Below are 19,050 nucleotides of genomic sequence, written 5' to 3' on the forward strand. Positions count from 1 at the left end.
TTAATTAATACCATATTCATTTAACTTAGTCCCCCAATAACTATCACCAACTGAAGCTGCTACAATTGCCGTTGACCAAGCTCCCATATCATCTTGTGTATACCATGTTCCATTGGGAAATATCTTGAAGTTGTCTGCCGAGTATCCTGATGCATAATCCCCTTGCGGATGATAACAGTTAATGATAGAAGAACCATCTGTATAGTTGGTAAGCGTAGCTCCTTCTGTTATCCATAATAAACCAAGTTGTGGATGAACATATTTAACCTTTACTAATCCCGAGAAATCGGTCATAATAACAATTAATGCCCGATAAGTTATATAACTAGCATCAGTCCATTGCACTTCTACCATCCTATAAATAGATGGGGAGGATTCAGAAGTGGAAGATGACGATGAAGTATCATCACTTTCCGATGAATCATCCGCCGTAATATCCACATCAGTGTCATCATACGTATCAGTATTGTCATAACCATCATTCGCCGCAGTTTCAGCAGCAGAACTTGATGGTCTAACAGTCGCTGCAGGTGCTGTATATGTGTAATCCGAACTTGAAGATTCTGAAATAGCATAGCCACATATTCCAAGAATTATAACTGCTACAATAGACAAAACGACCTTCCAAATACCCAAATCACCAGATGCATCCAAATTGACGCCACATCCTCTACAAAACTTTGCTTCGTTAGGATTAGTAACCTTACATTTTTTACATATTTTCATCTCCATTTTTTTAACCATTCTTAAGAACCCTCTTTCACAACTTCAACTGAATCCATATTTGTATCTTTTCTTCCTGCAAGAGAATCTTGCAATTGTTCAATTATTTGGTTATACTCATTTCTCTGATTGATTATCAGTCGGTTTTTTATTTTCAGCTGCTCTTAAAACAAATGAATTGTCTCTCTTTGATTGATCAGTTCTACGTTTCGAGAACATAAAAGTGCCACTGATAAAATCAAACAAAGCATAAACAAGCCCACTATAATCCAAACACTTCCCAATACATAAGTTTTTTTTTTAATTTTTATTCCCCCAATATTGATGTATTCTTCAGAATTATTATGAGATGCAGATGAAAAATAATCACATGACTTTTTGTATGCGGTACTATTTTCGTCCAAAGAAGGTATGGTTACTTTTTGTTGTTCAACATGCTCTGTTTGCACAGATGTAGTACAGCTATTTTTACCATCTTTTACTAACGGAGCACCACACGTCGGGCAATAATAAATAGTTTTTTTTGTTGATGGACTTTGTTCATCTTGACGGAGCTGTAGGAATATAGCAGAATAGTTATCATGCGATTTTTCATCACACCTTTTTTTCAATCGCGAAGTACGTTCTTCAAATATTCCTTCGTTCAAAACAAGTTCTATTTCATTATCACGAAGTGCATCGTTCACTCCATCAGTACATAATAATAAGTAATCACCACCTGCTACATCCACAAGTGTATCTATCGTCATTTCGATTTTTTCATCTTTGCCAGCCTGAACACTACGTGTGAGAATATTCTTCTTAGGACTATTAAAAGCTTCTTCTTCTGTCAATATTTGATTTTCTACCGCTTCCGCAACCATAGAATGATCTCTAGTACGGAATTTGATATTGCAACGATTATCTAACCAATAGCATCGACTATCCCCAACGTGCCCCACTAACACATTATAACGGTTCAATGCCACCACAACGAGAGTTGTACCCATACGACGTTCATCGTGATAAGTATCAGCGTTGTTCAATTGTTTGACAGCAAAATCAAGTGCTCCTTGAAGTACATCGGGGGTATATTCATCTATTTGTAATTTTTTAAGATAATCAAATACGCTCGTTCCAACAATTTCACTGGCAATTTCCCCATGCCCATGACCTCCCATGCCATCACAAAGCACAAAAATCCGATCCTGATTACAACAAGGGTAAATGAAGTCCTCATTTCCTTTGCGATATTTTCCTATTTCAGAAAAACTTGCACAATTTATAACTTGTACCATAATTCATTTTATTAATATTAATGCTATAATGATCTAAGAACTTTTCCATATTTCACGCAGAACGCCACCCACTCCCACTATCACTCCCGTCTTTCCAACCATGTTAAACACATATATCAGATATATTGCCAATGCAATTATAACAATAGAAAAGACTACTTTTGCAACCGTACCAGTTCTTTCTGATTGTATTCCAGATGGAGAAGATTCTTTCACTTTGGGGCCGCCAGATTGTATCAACAACATCCTACACCATCTGCAATATTTCGCATCAATGGGATTATCCGTATTGCATTTACTGCATCTTTTCACCATAATACTACGCTTCTACGTAAGCTATCTCTTTTGATCCGCAATAACAGCAATAATTGTTCTTGTTATCATTAAACTCTGAAGGCAGAGAACGGTAACAACTTTTACATTTCCAACGTTTAGATACCGAAGAAGTAAATATGTATCCACAATAACAGGAGGAATTCCCGAGCGGACTTTCCCTTCCACATTTAGGGCATTTCTTTGTTACTTCGGATATTGCTATTTGCTCCTTTCCGCAATATGGACAGTATCGAACATTCTCTGCAATTTTTTGATGGCAAGCAGGATTAATACAAACCCTCTCCTTTTTATTACCTATTCCTTCCAATGCCAATTTCAATTGATTAAAACTAGCAAACCTTTTGTTGGGATTCTGTTCTGTGCATTTATCAATAATAGTAGCAAAAGGTTCCACTGTTACTTCAACAGAAGGATCATCTGTACCTGTCAATAAAAAGTGCAACGTTTTACCAAAAGAATAGATGTCAGAAGCTACTGTCAGTTTGCCACCTACTTGTTGTTCAGGGGAAGCATAAGCGAGCGTCCCTTTAAATGTAGACTCTCCTGTTTCTGTTTTGGTAGTGTACATCTCTGCACCTTCTACAATGTCTGCATTCTCGCCTATAATTTTGGCTATACCAAAATCTATTATTTTAATATATCCGTCTCTGGTACGAAATAGATTATTAGGTTTTATATCTAAATGCAAAATATGTTTATCATGAGCATATTGCAAACCTTCTATTACTTGATAACATATCTTTTTCACTGAGTCCGGAAGAATTCCATTAGGAGTTTTTTCTTTAACAAATTTCTCTAAATCCATTCCATCAAGCCAATCCATCTCAAGAACGGTATACGTTTCTCCAGTCTCATCATCAACATAAGTGAAAGCATTCAATGCTTTGATTATATTCGGATGATCCAGACTCTTAAGTATTTGAATACCCTTCAGGAAGCGTTGACAAAGTGCCGGATTGTTTACCGCCTTATCTGGACGGACTACTTTAAAAGCACGACAAAAACCTGAACTATTCATTCCTTTATATACTACGGCCATTCCACCTTGTGCCTTTTCTACAATTCTATATCCATTTATTTCCTTTGGCATAATCTTTGGTTTTTAATATTATTATAGAGTTATTTTTATTATTATTTCTATCACTTACCAATAAAAAATATTCATTTACCGTTTTTCGACAATAATAAAGTTCAAAAGAAAACAGATATTGTTCACTTTTTAAACTGAAATCTTGTTACACCTGCTTGGATGGTGGCTCCATCCACTAATGCTATATTTCTAGGTGCAAAAGGTACATTCAAGTTCAAAGCCAACCTATCATTAATTATAGTAGCCTTTTTTTGACTCATTGTAGTTACCAAATATTCATAATGTCCTGACGAGTTTCTGGATACATCAATAGTAAAGTGTTCCCGACTCATAGCCGGGTCGCTAAAACTAAAATCCTGCTCACTACTCCGTCCGAAAGTATTCACGCCTTCTTTTAATTGACAGACCTCATTCCCACAAATCAATATTCCAATCTGTTCTTCCGCCATAGAAGGCTGTTCTTGTTTATCCAGCAACCTTTCTATATAGGCAATTCCCCCCAAGCATACAGCATAGTTATGATTATATTCCCCATTAATTCCGGTCATACTACGAATGATACGCACCTCGGAAGCATTATGGGAGGCAAGATGTTGTCGAAGCTTTTCACTGACTAAAGGAATTGATGTGGATCCACCTACCAATAAAACTTGATTTATATGCGTCCATTCTTTATGAGCCGTTTTCAACATTGAATCACAAGCACTTAATGTGAGATCCAGTTTCTCTCCAATCAAAGCATTCAGCCCTTCCCTATTAAGTGAGAAAAATTCATCATTTGAAAGCATGATAGTCCCACTGGGTGATGCTGATAAGCTCTCTTTCAATTTTTTACAAGCCTCATAGTCATTCCATCGTTTCTCCCGGACTAGAGGTTTATCCATGTCCTTTGCTTCTTTCTGAGCCTTTTTATAAACAGCTGCATCGAAATATTGTCCACCACATTTCACTCCACTATTACATCCCAAAAAAGTTGGGTTGTCTACTTCTCCCATATCCATCAATGCAGGATCGAAAGTGCCGCCTCCAAGATCATAAATTAATGATAAACCTGCCGAATGACTATCATTGATGTAAGCATAGTGCCAAGCAGCGGCTTGCGGTTCCCGCAAAAACTCCACCGTCGTAAAACCAGCATCTAAGGCGGCCAACCTCATGATATCTTTACGCGAATCTTGCTCTGTATATATAGCCGGAATCGTAAGAATTACTCTATCCAAACGTGCTCCATTATTTTCTACTTCAGAGCATCCTTTGATGTATCTAAGTATTTCAGCTACCACCTTTTGGTAATCCACCCCGTTACAATCCGGTGAATTAGCTATATCCAGCTTAAACTCCTGCAAGAAACTTTCAGGATAATGTGTTTTAAAGCTCTCCGCATTTTGGCATACCACTATTTTATCCCTTGACAGTACACATGCAACTGTAGGGAAAAAAGGAACATTGTTAGGCGATACCAATTTCGGCCTACCATCTATTTCAATAGCAGCTGCTGAATTACATGTTCCAAAATCTATGCAGACCCAATTACCCATATACTTTCTATCAAAAATCAGTCATTTATTATGTTCATAAACTAACACTTACACTACATCGATATCATAATAGCCCAAATGGATATAAAGACAGCAAAAATCATCAGTATAATCCATATCCACTCATAATTTCGCTTCAGAATTTGCCCACAATAACGGCAGTACTTTGCATCTACAGGATTATCTGTGTGACAATGTATACATTCCATATCAATACTATTTTAGCTCATTTCCATAAATATCCATAATATATTGACGTCCGTTTTGCCGTACGTTCAGAATCTGTCCTTCAATTTTCCATGATAACCAATCATAAATTGCCGGAAGTTGTATCTCATACCGCCGAACACTATATACACCAAACTTTTTATTCTTCACTATAAAAGCATAATCATCATTCACAAAATCCAATTGTATGTAATCCGCTTCTTTAAGAAGTCTACTCTTGACGTATCGGTTGGGGAATGATTTATCAAAGAGTTTGTATTTAAAAGAAACATAAGCAATGACAAAACTGCAAACAAAACCGCCTAATCCAAAAAAAACTTGGACAGATAGTGGCTGAACAAAAAACACAATAATTCCTCCAATAGCCATAAAACAGCCGATAACAAAAAGAAACTCTAATAAATATAATAAAAGAGTAGCCCCTAACGAGCTTTTTAACGTTATCATAGTAGTGGGCATAAAACCAAGCTCTGATAATCTTTCAAAAAAACTTTCTAATTGTAGAACATTACCACATACGCGACAATATTTTGCATCATCCGGATTATCACATCCACAGTTATTACACTTCATAATTATTACTTTTCTATCTATCACATTATTATATCAGAACGAGTTAAAACTCTTTAGCTATTATACAAGAAGGCACGTGCTTGATTATACTGATAATCCATCTCCTGCAATTTTTTACGCAAATGTGCATAAGAAGACAAGATCACACGTTTCCATTCTTTTTCATCAGGATCAAATTCATCATTGAGTTCTTTTCTCCAAAAACCCTCACGCTGGTAAGCATACTTTATCATATCTTGGGCAGACATATTTTCGCCCGAAAAGCCTAAACGTTCAGGAGCAGAAGAACCATGTTCACCACAGAGACGAAAGAATTCTTCAGCGACGTCATCAACAAGTTCTATTTTACGACAATATATCTTATTCAATAATTCGTATTCATTATGTTCATAAACCAACGCTGAAAAGATATCTGCTATACGTTGTTCTATGCGATTCAAAAGCTGGCGTTCTATTTGTCCGCCATCAGACGCTCTTTCTTCATGTATGACATGTACTAGATTTTGATAAATGCTCTCGAGCTTGATAAGTTTAGCACGCCCTCCAAAATGATTATGAAGTACTGTCATGAACTCATGTGCACCACTTTCGGTATAAAGTAGTTTCTTTGCCCCCAAAAGATTCGCATCAGGCTCGGTTTGTATATAGCGAACTATCAAATCAATGGCATACAAATCTAGTTTCATCAATAACTCTTTACGCTGCATCATATTAATGGAAACTTCATAATCCGGATCTACAAAATCTGCTGCCGACATCATCAGACAGGGCAATAAATCTTTATCTTTGACAGCTAACTCTCGTACTAATCCAAACTCTTCCTCTGTCATGGTAGAAGCCCGCATAAACAGTAAAGATGAAATAGGATAAATATTAAACAGAGTTTTACGCAACATGGGATTATTTGCCAAAGTATTAGCTGCCATACGTTGCCCTATTTGTAATGCCGTCCAGCTATGCTCTGCATCTTCCATCCATAAAATGTCTATTTTGGAAAGAATCCCGATTGCATTAAGTGGATTGAAATTCCCTCCCCGATTGAAATCCTGAACAACCTTAAGAGTATTTTCCGCCACAGAATTAGTAAACAACATAATCACCGCATCAGGACGGACATGCTTTAAGAAGTCGAGTGTATTTTGAGAATCCTGCCCACGAACAGCATCCAACCCGGGAGTATCTATGATATTTATCTCACGTAATATTTCAGCATCGTCAAACGTTTCAATGTAACTTACATTATTCAGTAATTCCTTCCGCCCGTCACTTTCTATTGTCCATCGGAGGAATTCCTCCGGTTTTCTATAAGAATCCGGAGAACCATCTTTATGATGAATAATAATATCAGATTCCGGTGCTCCATATTTCAGCCAACCAACATTATAAGTCACCTCCATTTGTCCCGTTGCCATCACTCCATCTTTTCCTAAAATCGCATTTACAAGAGTAGACTTGGATGAACTGATCTTACCAATAATTGCCAATTGCATAGGTTCATGCAGTTTTTTTATGGAACGTTCCAGCGTTTCATGTAAAATAGGTAACGACCCGGACGGAATGGTCTTAAACAACTCATTCAGTTCTATTTCTATAGCATTTATATTATAACCTTCTTCCATAAATCACTAACAAATAGTCTCATTTGGATCCTGACGCAGTTTTTCTTCCTTATTTTCATGTGCCTGAAACGGATTAGAAAGGATTAGATCAATCATGTGTTTTTGAGTGACTAAAGGATTCATCAGCCGTTCCAGTTCCATTTTACGAGATAAAATCGTTTTTTGATTTTGTGAAAGTTTATTCAAATCAGCCATTAATGTTTGTAGGGTTGTTTGCACTTCCTGCACACGTTGTGACACTACCTTAATCCAAACCTGCTGAAATTCAGTAAAACGACTTTCAACAAAAGTACGCAACTGTTGCATAGCCACAGTTATTTGAGGTTGGTATTGCTCTCGCAATTCCGCTACTTTAGATGCACGGACCGTATCAGAGTGGCTCTTTGCAGCGATGCCCAGCCCCACGGCAATAGGGATAAAAAGAGGAAGGCCGAATCCAAAAACACCAGCTAAGGAGCCCACAACCAAATTAGTTGCAAAACCAGCACCCATACCAGGAACAAGAGACATCAAACGTCTGTGAATAGGTACCTCATTTTCTGCATTTACTTCCATTATTGAGTAAGAAAAATCTTTCACTTGATATTTCAACATTCCCTGAAATTCTTCTATTCGAGATATGCGATCGAAAGCATGTCGAAGTTCTAACACTATTTCGGCACCAAGTGATTCCAACGCCAAGTTCAACTGTTGTCCAATCCACTTACCACCGTTCTCTTTAGTCGCCTGCTCGCTCTGCAATAGTTTATTTAATCCATTGGAAGAGAATAGTATACTTTGCTCATTCAAATGATTGATTACTTCTTCACGAACTTCTGTAATTTTCTGTTGAATTTTAATCCGGAATTCAGATGACGGGTTATTCAAGTCATATAACTGTTTTTGAATAATTGTTTCCTTTTGCTTAAGCTCCGTCAGAACTTTCGGATCCGGCATTTTTATCTGGGTTAGCTGAATCTTTATCGGCTCAATGACTTGCTCTAGTAAATCTGAAAAGTCATCACGAATATTCCTTATTATATCTTCTTTATAAGCAACCATCAGACGCTGAAGCTCCGAATCGATCAAACTAAAATGTGATTTCTCGTACATCTTCTCCACATGAGTTTGATTAAATGCCTGTTTAAACTTTGAAGACACTGCTATCACATTCGGCTCTTTAGAAGTGGAAGCATGATTCTGAATCTTTTGCACAGTATCTTGTTGTACTTCAACAACCTGCTCCGGAGTTTTCAAATCACATTTATTGATAATAATCGCACTATGTTTAGCATAACGGGTTACCTTCTGATTGTAAAAATCAAGTTCTGTAGTTGTCAAAGGTTCATTGACGTCTGTCATAAAAAGAGTTATATCCGCTTGTGGCAAAAAATAAGTCGTCAAGAAAGCATGTCGTGGGTCCAATCCTCCAACCCCTGGAGTATCAATCAAAACCAGTCCATTTTTCAGGCATTCCAATGGAAGTTCTATTTCCAAATAAAGTGTATTTTGTACTTGTTCAGCACGTCCCACAGTATACTTTTGAATGTCAGCATAAGGAATTTCCGCCTTTTGAACATGAGACAAGTCACCAAAATATCGTATTACCCGTTCTGCATCTCCATATCGAATGATAGAGACCACCGAAGTACATATATCTTGGTCTACGGGACAAATATTACGCCCAATCAACGCATTTACAAAGGAAGATTTGCCCCGTTTAAACTCCCCGCAAATAAGAACTTTTACTTCTGTATTCTGAATCTGCCTGATCCGTTCTTGAATCTTGGCAAGTGAATCTTTTCTATTTAGTCGCTCCAAAATTGGAGTAACAGCGGTAATTACACCAGTTATTTTTCTTATATCTTCTTCAACCATAATTTATAAATTTCAACTATTTATTATACTGTCGGCCCTCCATATTCATTATAAAAATGATCCCCTTTCGTACAAAGCAGAACAATATTATAGATTGGTATCAATATGTACCAACCGCTTACTCCGACATCATGCATTCGTCTCACTGCGACAGCCAAGGATGGAATAAGTACAGCCAAAGAATAAATAGTTCCGACAAATGGTATAATCGAAAGAAAAATATTAACTAAAAAGAAAGACCAATATTCTTTTCTACTGGCCCGTCCCTCAAATATCGCATATTTCTTCATAGCATATGCATAATATTCAAATACATCTTTTTCCTTGGATACACTTGATTGAATACTATGGCCGCAATAACGACAAAAATGCGCGTCTCCTGGATTTTCTATTCCACATTTAATACATTTCATTATTCATTTACATTTACTCCAACTACATAAATCAATCATCATAGGGAAAATAAGGAGCCGAACTGTCATATTCATCACCCGCATCATTGCTATCCAAGCAAAACAAATATAACAAATACAGAGAACCTATAATTGGAACTAGGCCTGCGAGAAGCATCCATCCTGATTTTCCGACATCGTGTAATCTTCTCACCGCTACAGCCACACTAGGCACAATAACAAGAATTACATATATCACAGACAATATACCCGCCGAAACCAATGCCAATATTAAGGTCACTAAAAAATTGAAAAGAATAAAATTCCAATACTCTTTCCGGCTTGCACGCCCCTCAAAATTTCCATAATTCTTCCAAACATGAAAATACCAATTGTAATCTACATTATTATCCATAAATCGTAATATTAGAATTAAACATTTATATAATAACTTATTAAAAGCCCACAAATAGGTAATAATTAACCCTCTACAGCATTTCACTAGTTAAAAAATTAGTTATCAACAGAAAAACAGATTACCTATATATAAGGTAATTATCAGTTCTTCTTTTTAATATAAGAGACGATAACTCTAAAATTCTATCAGTTCATCTTTCTCATTTATCACTCTCCTAAATCGTCAAAATTAAAGTAGTAATCATCAATACAATATTTATATTCGTATGTTGGATGATTATGATTATAAAAAACATTGGCTTTAACTTCCAATTCTTTCTCATCATCTGTTTTTCCTTGTGATCGATAGACAGCTATATAAGAATTGTCTTTACAGTATATATCATAATAGAATATTGTTTGGATAGATGTCCATTCCAATAAATATTTATCATATCGCAAACATACAGGTTGAATTGTAGCCACAAAACGGCCATGGTCAGGAGTACATGATATTGACACCAATACCACAATTACTACTAACATAGATTTTAATGTTCTTCTTATAGTATTCATTCTTCTAAGATTTTAAATTCTAAACACACTGCCATCTTTCTCAAATATACTATGACGATTTTAATTGTTCATAAATAGCTATGGCAACTATTATTGAAATGATAACGGCTATAGTTATGTTAACTCCTGAAGATGCAAACTTATTAAAGACCACCCATCCTGCTCCAATACAGAAAACAAGTATCAAAACAATACCCCATCCTGAAATTTTTTCATTCATACTCATATACAATTCAATTTTTAAATACCATTCAGCGAAATATAAACGCAAAAAGCGCAGACCCAATCGTCATCCGTCCCCAGGTATCGCCAAACACCCACTGCACAAATGAACAAATTTGTCTACGCTTCGTTATATTATAAGAAGAGTCATACCACCCAACTTTTATCCACGCAAGATAAAAGAGAGATGTTTAGATATTCAGGTTATAATAATAGAAGTTACAGACCGTTTGACTTCATTCTGGCAGTTCTTTCAATTGGCGATTTCAGGGAACCGGAACTAGCTTACGCTCGATAACTAATATTTCATTTAAACACAGATAAGTCTCTTTAGACTTATCATCATTCGCAAAGATAATGCGAAAAAATAATTATGCAAATAAATTCTTCATTTATCTGATAAAATAAGAAAGCAGCACGATAATCAGTATTAGCTTTTAACAGATACAAATATCATGCTGCTAAAATGTTGTCCTTGTGCAGTCCTTTCATTGGCGATTTCAGAGACCAGGACAAACATATTTTCCATATTCTAGTTCACTGCATCATCTTTACAAGTCTCAAATATAACGAATAATATAGCAGGGAAAAATTACAAAAGTCCCAATCATGCCTAAACAACCCAAAAGCGGTACTATTGATTCGAAAAACATGTCTATCATGACATTTTTTATTTTGCAAATTATAACAACAAAAAGATAGCATTCGTTACAAATATATTATTTACATCTTTCATCTTTCACCTTAAGTCATAAAACATCCTATTTATCGCACTTTCAAACCATTGACAGTTCTTTTTCAATCTATCACCCAATCTTTCATCTTTCACCACTTATCACTTTCAAAGGAACAGCTATTTCTTTCCTGAACTATTAATAGATAAGTTCCTTTTCATTAAATATAAACTTCCTTTTCATTAATAGAAAACTTATTCCTCACCTGATTCAAACTATAAATGCAAGTTCCGTTTTTATAAATGAAACTTGCGTTTATAAAAACAGAACTTGCATTTATATAATCAAAGCTTTCATTTATAGATTGCAAACAGCCAAAAGAAACTTCTCTATTAGACGAAAGAAACTTTGCATAGGAAAGAAAGGAAGTTTTCTATTAATAGCCAATGCAAGAGATAGTACATAAGAAGAGTCCAATAAAGAGTAGATTATATATTTGGAGAGTCCAATAATAAAACATACCTTTACTCGCCTTTTAAATAAAGAGACATAAACAAAAACACATCTATCATGAAACTTACTTTGATGCGGGACAACGGAGAAACGACAACCATGCGAACGTTGGACATAAACATACAAATAGAAACGATGAAGCATGAAACGAAAGCCCAGCCAGTCAGCAACCTACGCACGAGCATCCGTTACGCATCACCGGACAGCAAACTGGACGACGTCAAGAAATTGGCCAAAGTTGTCCCGGCTGCCACTTTTCGTAAAACAGTCAACGGTATACAGATGACCGGATATAACGGCATTATACAAATAGAAGTGAATCATCTCGCCAACCGGATGGAAGTAAACCGGGTGAAGCAGGAAGCGGCCGAACTTTCACATACATTCGCAGCCTTTATGGGTTCCGGAGGACATTCCGTAAAAATATGGATACGATTCACACGTCCCGATAAGTCACTTCCTCAAAAACGGGAAGAAGCGGAAATATTTCAGGCAAATGCCTACAGAAAAGCGGTCAGCCTATACCAGCCCGCCCTTTCCTATGCTATCGAACTGAAGAATCCTGCTCTGGAACAGTTCTGCCGACAGACTTATGACCCGGAACTTTATTACAACCCTGAATCTACCGTGATTTATATGCGGCAGCCATTGGAAATGCCTTCGGAAACAACTTACAAGGAAGCTGTGCAAGCAGAAGCATCTCCATTCAAACGGTTGATTCCGGGATATGACAGTTTCGACACATTATCCGCTCTCTTCGAAGCTGCTTTAAACAAGGCATATCAATCACTAAGCGAATTACAGCCAAGGATCCATATTCATTCCGATGAAGACCTGAAGCCTTTGCTGGTTCAGGTAGCGAAGAACTGTTTTCAGGCAGGAATACCGGAAGAAGAGACGATCCGTTGGTCCACCGCCCATTTCTATACAAAGAATAAAGAATTCCTGATCCGGCAAACCATACAGAATGTATATACGTGCGAAAAAGGTTTCGGAAAGAAATCTCCCTTATCAGCAGAACAGGAACTGGAATTTCGGACGGAAGAATTCATGCAACGCCGATATGAATTTCGCTACAATACGATGACGACAGTTACGGAATACCGCGAACGAAACACGTTTTGTTTCTGTTTCCGCCCCATCAGTAACCGTATACGGAACAGCATCGCAATGAACGCACGCCTGGAAGGGCTTAACCTATGGGACAGAGACGTCGTCCGGTATCTGGACTCCGACCGTATCCCTATTTTCAATCCTATTGAAGATTTCCTTTTCAGGCTGGACATCCATTGGGACGGACGTGACCGGATTCGGGAACTGGCAACCCGGGTTCCTTGCAACAACACCCACTGGCCTGACTTGTTTTACCGCTGGTTTCTGAATATGGTAGCCCACTGGCGTCAGACAGACCGGAAGTACGCCAATTGTACTGTACCGTTACTGGTCGGTCCGCAGGCATACCGAAAATCCACCTTTTGCCGAAGTCTGCTTCCACCTGAATTACAGGCTTATTATACCGACCGCATTGATTTCAGCAATAAGCGGGATGCCGAACTTTCTCTAAATAGATTCGCACTCATCAATATGGATGAATTTGATCAGAACCGAGTGAGCCAGCAGGCATTTCTGAAACATATTCTTCAAAAACCGGTTGTCAACGTCCGGCGTCCGCATGGCACCGCTACTCAAGAGATGCGCCGATACGCATCTTTCATTGGGACAAGCAATCACAAGGACCTACTGACTGATACTTCCGGCAGCCGACGCTACATCGTCATTAACGTGACCGGTCCCATCGACTGCTCCCCCATTGATTATGAGCAGCTTTATGCACAAGCCATGCACGACTTATATAGAGGAGAGCGATATTGGTTCAACACGGAAGATGAAAATGTCATGACGGAGAATAATCAGGAATTTCAAGTCATGCCGGTTGCCGAACAGTTGTTTCACGAATATTTCCGAGGGGCAAAAGAAGGAGAAGAATGCGAGCAACTCCTTGCCATTGAAATACTGCAACAACTACAACATGACAGCAAGATTCATGTATCTATCTGCAGTATTGTCCAGTTCGGAAGAATATTACAAAAGAACAAAATACCTTCTTTGCATACGAAACGCGGTAATTTCTACAAAGTAATACGAATCAAGCCGGGAAGAGGATAAGTTTGCAATAAAAAATATCCAGTGAAAGATGACAGATCAGTGACAGATCATTTTACATCTATCACCAACGTACAACTACTATAGACAGGGAGTTTCAGCAGAAGGTGAAAGATTGAAAGATAAAAGCATAAAGAAAAGCTTTAGTGGAGGGAGTATAGATATAAGACGAAACATCGTCTAACAAATTTTCGTTCTACTTAAATTGAGAAATAGACTCATTTAAATGGAGCCTGCATTCAACTTTAGTAGAACGAAAATGGTCATGTAGATTAAATAAATTATTTATGAAAGAACCGAAAATAAGTATAGCGTCATAACAGATTACCTTTTACGATTCTCCGTTTGACAGGTTTAGACTAAACGAATAGTACTTATTTTGCTTTTTTCTTTTTCTTCGCGTTATCCTTCTTACGCATATCCTGGTATTTCTTATATTGTTCATCGGTCAGAATGCTTTTTATTTTAGCATCTATTTCCTGCCTTTTCTTTTGCATTTCTTCCCGCGTAGGTCTTTCATTCGATTTATTTTTCGCAGGTCTCATTTCTTCCATTGCAGCTTTGAAATCTTTGGCCTGTTTTTCATTCAAGCCCAGATCGGCAACAATCTGTTCCATACGTTTCTCTCTATCAGCCTTTCCATTCTGACGATTTTGAGCCATACATACAGTTGAGCCAATCAATAACGCAACTGCCAAACTTAAAATTTGCTTTCTCATCATTTTAATTCTCATATTAAATAAGTTATGTATGTTAGACCTCACAAATGGGTGAAAGTTAATTCGATGATGAGGTTAAAACTGTTTTTTCACATTATTTATCAAAGGGCAGCTAGTATCACATCGAAAAACGAATAAACGTTTTCTTATCCGGTAAAAAAACAGCAGCATCCAGTTTATCGGTTTAGAAATATTATTTTTATATTTGCAGGAAACAGATCAAAAGCTTGACATACCCTTATGCAAACCTATTACAAAACCGATTAATAATTAAAACGATGAGAACACTTTTCTTTATTCTGCCATTTATCTTTATCACTACGGGATGTATTAAACAGAATACAGAAAAAAGTGATATTTTGACAAAAGAGGATATAGCCAAATTTGACAGTTTATTTAATGCCTGGGAAAAAGAAATACACAACAATCCCAAAGTACAATTAAGTTCAAGTACCCGTGCTTACACCATTTTACCCCAATTCAAAGAGCTAAAAGCTATGGGTAAGAAAATTATCCCATGTATCATAGAACAGTTTGAAAAGGACAATAACACTTTTTTTGCTTTACCTCTTTATGACGAATTACAAGATAATGACAGCCTAAAATCTCACAGAGAAACAAGCGAACAAGATAAAGTGAGCGAGATTGTGCAGAAATTCAGAGAACAGGAAAAAAGAAAGATGTGGGAAGAAGCTAATAGCTACAAGACGTCTATAACCGACACTACTTTCCTGAAGACAAGAGGGACGATGTCGTATGCTGCAATAGATTTATTCACGGGACGAGGTTTCAATAAAGATTACGCATTTAATCAGGTTGTCTATTTGAAAGCCTTACAAAGAGCCCAGAAACATCTGTCTGTCGTAAATGGTCAGTTGGCATGCGACTTAAAGTCAGGTACAGAAATATATATTTCCGAAGATTTATACCTATTTATCACCGACCTTTTTAAGGATTGGAATACGTGGCTGGAATCGGGAAAATATGAGATAATAAAAGACGAACAAGGGCTTTATACAGTGTTACCTAAGAAAACCAACCAATCATCGCAAACGAACTCCGTCACATTGCGACCTATTCCCCGTGACATTCCGACTGGAGAGGACATAAGTCCCGCTTCGCTTTCTATAGAAACAGAACACGATCATTATCCGCTATCAACTACAGAAGTAAAAATAACCATCACCAACCACTCTCACTATGAATATGAGTGCGAATTTCGGTATGACCAACGAGTTACGAGGAGTAGAAAAGAAAAACGGAGAGAGTATTTCTACTTTCTCCGCTTCAGTACCCAGACCCGGTACAAGTCATAGAAATCATAGGAAAACAAAAGAATTTATTTTCCTTATTATCAGTTATTTGCATATTTCCTATTTTCTCCATTTTTGCCCTATTTTGCCCGTTTTCTGTTATTCAGTACACTTTTAGTACACTTTGAAATCTCATTTTCTTTTGTATCTTTGCAATATCGGAAAACAAAAGAAAATCAACTATTTAGTGTAATAACTCGGTTACGGTACCTAAATCGGGATAAAACCTCTAAACAATGGCAAAGTTAGAAAATAAAACGAAAGAGAACCCCAAGCTGGAGCAAAATAAGCTCTCGGACGGTAGAATAAGCCTTTACTTAGAGTATTATTTAGGTAGAGAAGAAAAGCCCGTATTAGACGAAAACGGTAATCAAGTATATTACGATAGTGGGAAAATGCAAGGCAAGCCCAAGTTTGCAGTAAAGCATAACAGGCGAAAAGAAAACCTTAGTCTGTATCTGATAGATAAGCCCCGTACTCCTGCGGAACGTCAGCAGAACAAAGAAACGTTGGAGCTTGCCACAAAGATACGGGCAGAGCGTGAACAGGAATTTAAGGAAAGTATGTTGGGGTATCGGTTGAAAAAAGATAGAACAGTCAATTTCTTAGACTATTTCCAAGCTTATATCAACAGTTATACTAAGAAAGATATTCGCATGGTACAAATTGCGCTTAGCCGTTTTAAGGACTTCTTAAAAGAGCAGTACCCTATGAATGAGTTTAGTATCAAACCGGAACTTATCACCAAAGAAATGATGGAGCAGTTTGTAGCCTACCTGCAATCCCGAAGTGTGGGTGAGGGTGCTAAAAGCATTTACCAGCGTTTCAAGAAAGTTATTCGATATGCGATTGACCACGATGTAATGTTGAAAGACCCGTGCAAAAGTGTTACCTGCAAAGTAGATAGTCAAATGCTTCGGAAAGATGTACTTTCTCCCGAAGAAATACAAAAACTGGTGGCTTGCCATTACGATAATGAAAATCCGAATGTCAGACGGGCTTTTGTCTTCTGTCTGTATTGTGGACTGCGTTTCTGCGATGTAAAAGACCTTACTTATAAAAATGTGGACTATGCTAACCGATTATTGAAGTTTGAGCAAAGCAAGACCAAGGGGCATTCTGCCAGTAGCGGTGTAGTTATTCCCTTGAATGATGGTCTATTATCCATTATTGGCGAAGCTCCGGCAGACAAGAATTGTTTGATATTCGATTTGCCTACATACGAAAGCTGCTGCAAATCGGTTAAGCGTTGGGTAAAAAGAGCCGGAATAGACAAGCATATAAGCTGGCATTGTGCCCGACATTCGTTTGCCGTGAATATTCTGAACAATGGAGCAAATATCAAGACCGTAGCCAGTCTTTTAGGACACAGCGGATTGAAGCATACAGAGAAATATACCCGTGCAGTGGATAAATTGAAAGAGGAAGCAATAAACAGCTTACCCGAACTAAAGTTTTAACCATAAAAGACTTATCTTTGTAACTATGAACTTTGAAGCATTAGTAAAACATATCAGTACGATACAGAACACGTTGCAGGCACAAGCCGCACATGCTGTAAACCTTGCCCTTACTTCCCGTAACTGGCTTATGGGTTGCTATATCGTAGAATTTGAGCAGAACGGAGAAGACCGTGCCGCCTACGGTGAACAACTGTTGAAGAAGCTGGAACAACGACTGAAAACAAAAGGTCTGAATGAACGTAGATTCCGTGAATTTAGGCGGTTGTACCTTATTTATCCACAACTAAAAAAACCTGTTACACAATACATTGCATCACAAATTCAAATTCGGCAGTCATTGACCGCCGAATTCACTGAACCAATTCGGCGGTTGGTGACCGCCGAATCTGAAAATGGCGTTTGGAAGCTATCAACAGAATACCCACAAACCGAAACATGGATGATTCCAGCTGATAGATTATTCAACAGATTATCTTCCACCCATTTAAATTCTATATCGGGAATTGAGAACCCGGTAAAACGTGCTTTCTATGAAATGGAAACTATTCGTGGCTGCTGGTCTGTAAAAGAGTTAGAGCGGCAAATCGCATCTTTATATTACGAACGTAGCGGACTATCTAAAAACAAAGAAGCCCTCTCCGCTTTAGTCCAGCAACAAGCAACCTTATTGCAACCCAAAGATGTTATCAACACCCCTGTTACTTTAGAGTTCTTAGGATTGAATGAACGTGCATTAGTGACGGAAAACGATTTGGAACAATCCATTCTTGATAACCTGCAACACTTCTTGTTGGAGATGGGACATGGTTTCTGCTTTGAAGCCCGGCAAAAACGTATCTTGATTGATGAAGATTATTTCTTTGCCGACCTCGTATTCTATCACCGCATTTTGAAGTGCCATATCATTGTGGAATTGAAGATAGACAAATTTCGCCATGAATACGCTTCGCAACTAAATATGTACCTTAACTACTTTAAAGCGGAAGTGATGCAGCCGGACGATAATCCACCTATCGGTATTCTACTTTGTACGGAAAAGGGAGATACATTAGTAAAGTATGCCACTGCCGGATTAGACCCGAACATCTTCGTACAGAAGTACATGATAGAACTTCCAAGCGAAGAAGAAATAAAAGCATTCATTTCTTCCTCAAATTGTTAAAAGTAATACTGGCAAAAAGAAATACCCTTTATTCTTACTCTTTTCGCCAGCACCTATATCTTGCAGTCAACAGAAAATAGTTTAGTACGGTTTGGATATATAGACAAAAAACAGACTAAACTCTAAATCTGGAAATTCAGATATTTTTTATACATTTCTCTTATACCTCAAATCCGCAACTAAGCTCTTCAGCGTCCTTCTTGCGTCTAAACGTCC

The 19,050-nt window shown here is 37.5% G+C and carries 17 protein-coding genes and 1 pseudogene; 4 read left to right on the forward strand and 14 right to left on the reverse strand.

All coding sequences use genetic code 11. From position 1 onward, the window contains the following. The 13 genes from DW862_RS18700 to DW862_RS26005 form a co-directional block, all read right to left on the reverse strand. Complete coding sequence (locus DW862_RS18700) at positions 1-732, reverse strand: hypothetical protein (protein ID WP_120069864.1); 732 nt, start codon at positions 730-732, stop codon at positions 1-3. 155 nt (positions 733-887) lie between these two features. Further along, entirely contained in the window at positions 888-2,000 is a 1,113-nt protein-coding gene (locus DW862_RS18705; protein ID WP_008023108.1) for a PP2C family serine/threonine-protein phosphatase, read from the reverse strand. A 33-nt stretch (positions 2,001-2,033) separates the two neighbouring features. Then, the gene (locus DW862_RS18710; protein ID WP_008023110.1) at positions 2,034-2,315 is read right to left on the reverse strand and encodes a zinc ribbon domain-containing protein; all 282 of its coding nucleotides are present in this window, start codon (positions 2,313-2,315) and stop codon (positions 2,034-2,036) included. Between the two features lie 4 nt (positions 2,316-2,319). Then, complete coding sequence (locus tag DW862_RS18715; RefSeq protein WP_008023111.1) at positions 2,320-3,426, reverse strand: serine/threonine-protein kinase; 1,107 nt, start codon at positions 3,424-3,426, stop codon at positions 2,320-2,322. 122 nt (positions 3,427-3,548) lie between these two features. After that, positions 3,549-4,964, reverse strand: a complete 1,416-nt coding sequence (locus tag DW862_RS18720; RefSeq protein WP_087318384.1) for an Hsp70 family protein — start codon at positions 4,962-4,964, stop codon at positions 3,549-3,551. 53 nt (positions 4,965-5,017) lie between these two features. After that, positions 5,018-5,173, reverse strand: coding sequence for a zinc ribbon domain-containing protein (locus tag DW862_RS26775; RefSeq protein ID WP_008023113.1), 156 nt, complete (start codon positions 5,171-5,173; stop codon positions 5,018-5,020). A 7-nt stretch (positions 5,174-5,180) separates the two neighbouring features. Beyond that, on the reverse strand, positions 5,181-5,765 hold the full coding sequence (locus DW862_RS18730; protein WP_117683421.1) for a zinc ribbon domain-containing protein: 585 nt from the start codon (positions 5,763-5,765) through the stop codon (positions 5,181-5,183). A gap of 53 nt (positions 5,766-5,818) precedes the next feature. After that, positions 5,819-7,384 carry a dynamin family protein gene (locus DW862_RS18735; protein ID WP_120069868.1) on the reverse strand — a complete coding sequence of 522 codons (1,566 nt, stop codon included), beginning with the start codon at positions 7,382-7,384 and terminating at the stop codon, positions 5,819-5,821. Between the two features lie 6 nt (positions 7,385-7,390). After that, on the reverse strand, positions 7,391-9,241 hold the full coding sequence (locus tag DW862_RS18740; protein ID WP_120069872.1) for a dynamin family protein: 1,851 nt from the start codon (positions 9,239-9,241) through the stop codon (positions 7,391-7,393). Positions 9,242-9,264: 23 nt separating this feature from the next. Then, positions 9,265-9,654: a DUF805 domain-containing protein gene (locus tag DW862_RS18745; RefSeq protein WP_008023117.1), complete on the reverse strand. Its 390-nt coding sequence runs from the start codon at positions 9,652-9,654 to the stop codon at positions 9,265-9,267. A 31-nt stretch (positions 9,655-9,685) separates the two neighbouring features. Beyond that, a complete protein-coding gene (locus DW862_RS18750) occupies positions 9,686-10,048 on the reverse strand; it encodes a DUF805 domain-containing protein (protein WP_008023119.1) in 363 nt (120 codons plus the stop codon). A gap of 209 nt (positions 10,049-10,257) precedes the next feature. Beyond that, positions 10,258-10,605, reverse strand: coding sequence for a hypothetical protein (locus DW862_RS18755; RefSeq protein WP_133304333.1), 348 nt, complete (start codon positions 10,603-10,605; stop codon positions 10,258-10,260). 49 nt (positions 10,606-10,654) lie between these two features. Next, a complete protein-coding gene (locus DW862_RS26005) occupies positions 10,655-10,831 on the reverse strand; it encodes a hypothetical protein (RefSeq protein WP_165861948.1) in 177 nt (58 codons plus the stop codon). Positions 10,832-12,071: 1,240 nt separating this feature from the next. On the opposite strand from DW862_RS26005, the gene DW862_RS18760 reads away from it, so the two are divergent. Continuing rightward, entirely contained in the window at positions 12,072-14,180 is a 2,109-nt protein-coding gene (locus tag DW862_RS18760) for a BT4734/BF3469 family protein (protein WP_008023125.1), read from the forward strand. A 371-nt stretch (positions 14,181-14,551) separates the two neighbouring features. Here DW862_RS18760 and DW862_RS18765 read toward each other — a convergent pair whose 3' ends face one another. Continuing rightward, positions 14,552-14,896: a hypothetical protein gene (locus DW862_RS18765; RefSeq protein WP_008776923.1), complete on the reverse strand. Its 345-nt coding sequence runs from the start codon at positions 14,894-14,896 to the stop codon at positions 14,552-14,554. Between the two features lie 278 nt (positions 14,897-15,174). On the opposite strand from DW862_RS18765, the pseudogene DW862_RS18770 reads away from it, so the two are divergent. The 3 genes and pseudogenes from DW862_RS18770 to DW862_RS18790 all read left to right on the forward strand — a co-directional run. After that, positions 15,175-16,122 (forward strand): annotated as a pseudogene (locus tag DW862_RS18770) (hypothetical protein); the annotation flags it as partial. Positions 16,123-16,445: 323 nt separating this feature from the next. Continuing rightward, positions 16,446-17,669, forward strand: coding sequence for a site-specific integrase (locus DW862_RS18785; RefSeq protein WP_117462323.1), 1,224 nt, complete (start codon positions 16,446-16,448; stop codon positions 17,667-17,669). A 25-nt stretch (positions 17,670-17,694) separates the two neighbouring features. Then, complete coding sequence (locus DW862_RS18790) at positions 17,695-18,834, forward strand: YhcG family protein (RefSeq protein ID WP_117462324.1); 1,140 nt, start codon at positions 17,695-17,697, stop codon at positions 18,832-18,834. Positions 18,835-19,050: the final 216 nt, after the last annotated feature.

It is taken from the genome of Bacteroides sp. AM37-9, from assembly GCF_003603455.1.
Classification (GTDB): domain Bacteria; phylum Bacteroidota; class Bacteroidia; order Bacteroidales; family Bacteroidaceae; genus Bacteroides; species Bacteroides xylanisolvens.

Coding starts and splice junctions, on each gene's coding strand:
- DW862_RS18700 (WP_120069864.1), bottom strand. CDS start 732: ATGGAGATGAAAATATGTAAAAAATGTAAGGTTACTAATCCTAACGAA.
- DW862_RS18705 (WP_008023108.1), bottom strand. CDS start 2,000: ATGGTACAAGTTATAAATTGTGCAAGTTTTTCTGAAATAGGAAAATAT.
- DW862_RS18710 (WP_008023110.1), bottom strand. CDS start 2,315: ATGGTGAAAAGATGCAGTAAATGCAATACGGATAATCCCATTGATGCG.
- DW862_RS18715 (WP_008023111.1), bottom strand. CDS start 3,426: ATGCCAAAGGAAATAAATGGATATAGAATTGTAGAAAAGGCACAAGGT.
- DW862_RS18720 (WP_087318384.1), bottom strand. CDS start 4,964: ATGGGTAATTGGGTCTGCATAGATTTTGGAACATGTAATTCAGCAGCT.
- DW862_RS26775 (WP_008023113.1), bottom strand. CDS start 5,173: ATGGAATGTATACATTGTCACACAGATAATCCTGTAGATGCAAAGTAC.
- DW862_RS18730 (WP_117683421.1), bottom strand. CDS start 5,765: ATGAAGTGTAATAACTGTGGATGTGATAATCCGGATGATGCAAAATAT.
- DW862_RS18735 (WP_120069868.1), bottom strand. CDS start 7,384: ATGGAAGAAGGTTATAATATAAATGCTATAGAAATAGAACTGAATGAG.
- DW862_RS18740 (WP_120069872.1), bottom strand. CDS start 9,241: ATGGTTGAAGAAGATATAAGAAAAATAACTGGTGTAATTACCGCTGTT.
- DW862_RS18745 (WP_008023117.1), bottom strand. CDS start 9,654: ATGAAATGTATTAAATGTGGAATAGAAAATCCAGGAGACGCGCATTTT.
- DW862_RS18750 (WP_008023119.1), bottom strand. CDS start 10,048: ATGGATAATAATGTAGATTACAATTGGTATTTTCATGTTTGGAAGAAT.
- DW862_RS18755 (WP_133304333.1), bottom strand. CDS start 10,605: ATGAATACTATAAGAAGAACATTAAAATCTATGTTAGTAGTAATTGTG.
- DW862_RS26005 (WP_165861948.1), bottom strand. CDS start 10,831: ATGAGTATGAATGAAAAAATTTCAGGATGGGGTATTGTTTTGATACTT.
- DW862_RS18760 (WP_008023125.1), top strand. CDS start 12,072: ATGAAACTTACTTTGATGCGGGACAACGGAGAAACGACAACCATGCGA.
- DW862_RS18765 (WP_008776923.1), bottom strand. CDS start 14,896: ATGAGAAAGCAAATTTTAAGTTTGGCAGTTGCGTTATTGATTGGCTCA.
- DW862_RS18785 (WP_117462323.1), top strand. CDS start 16,446: ATGGCAAAGTTAGAAAATAAAACGAAAGAGAACCCCAAGCTGGAGCAA.
- DW862_RS18790 (WP_117462324.1), top strand. CDS start 17,695: ATGAACTTTGAAGCATTAGTAAAACATATCAGTACGATACAGAACACG.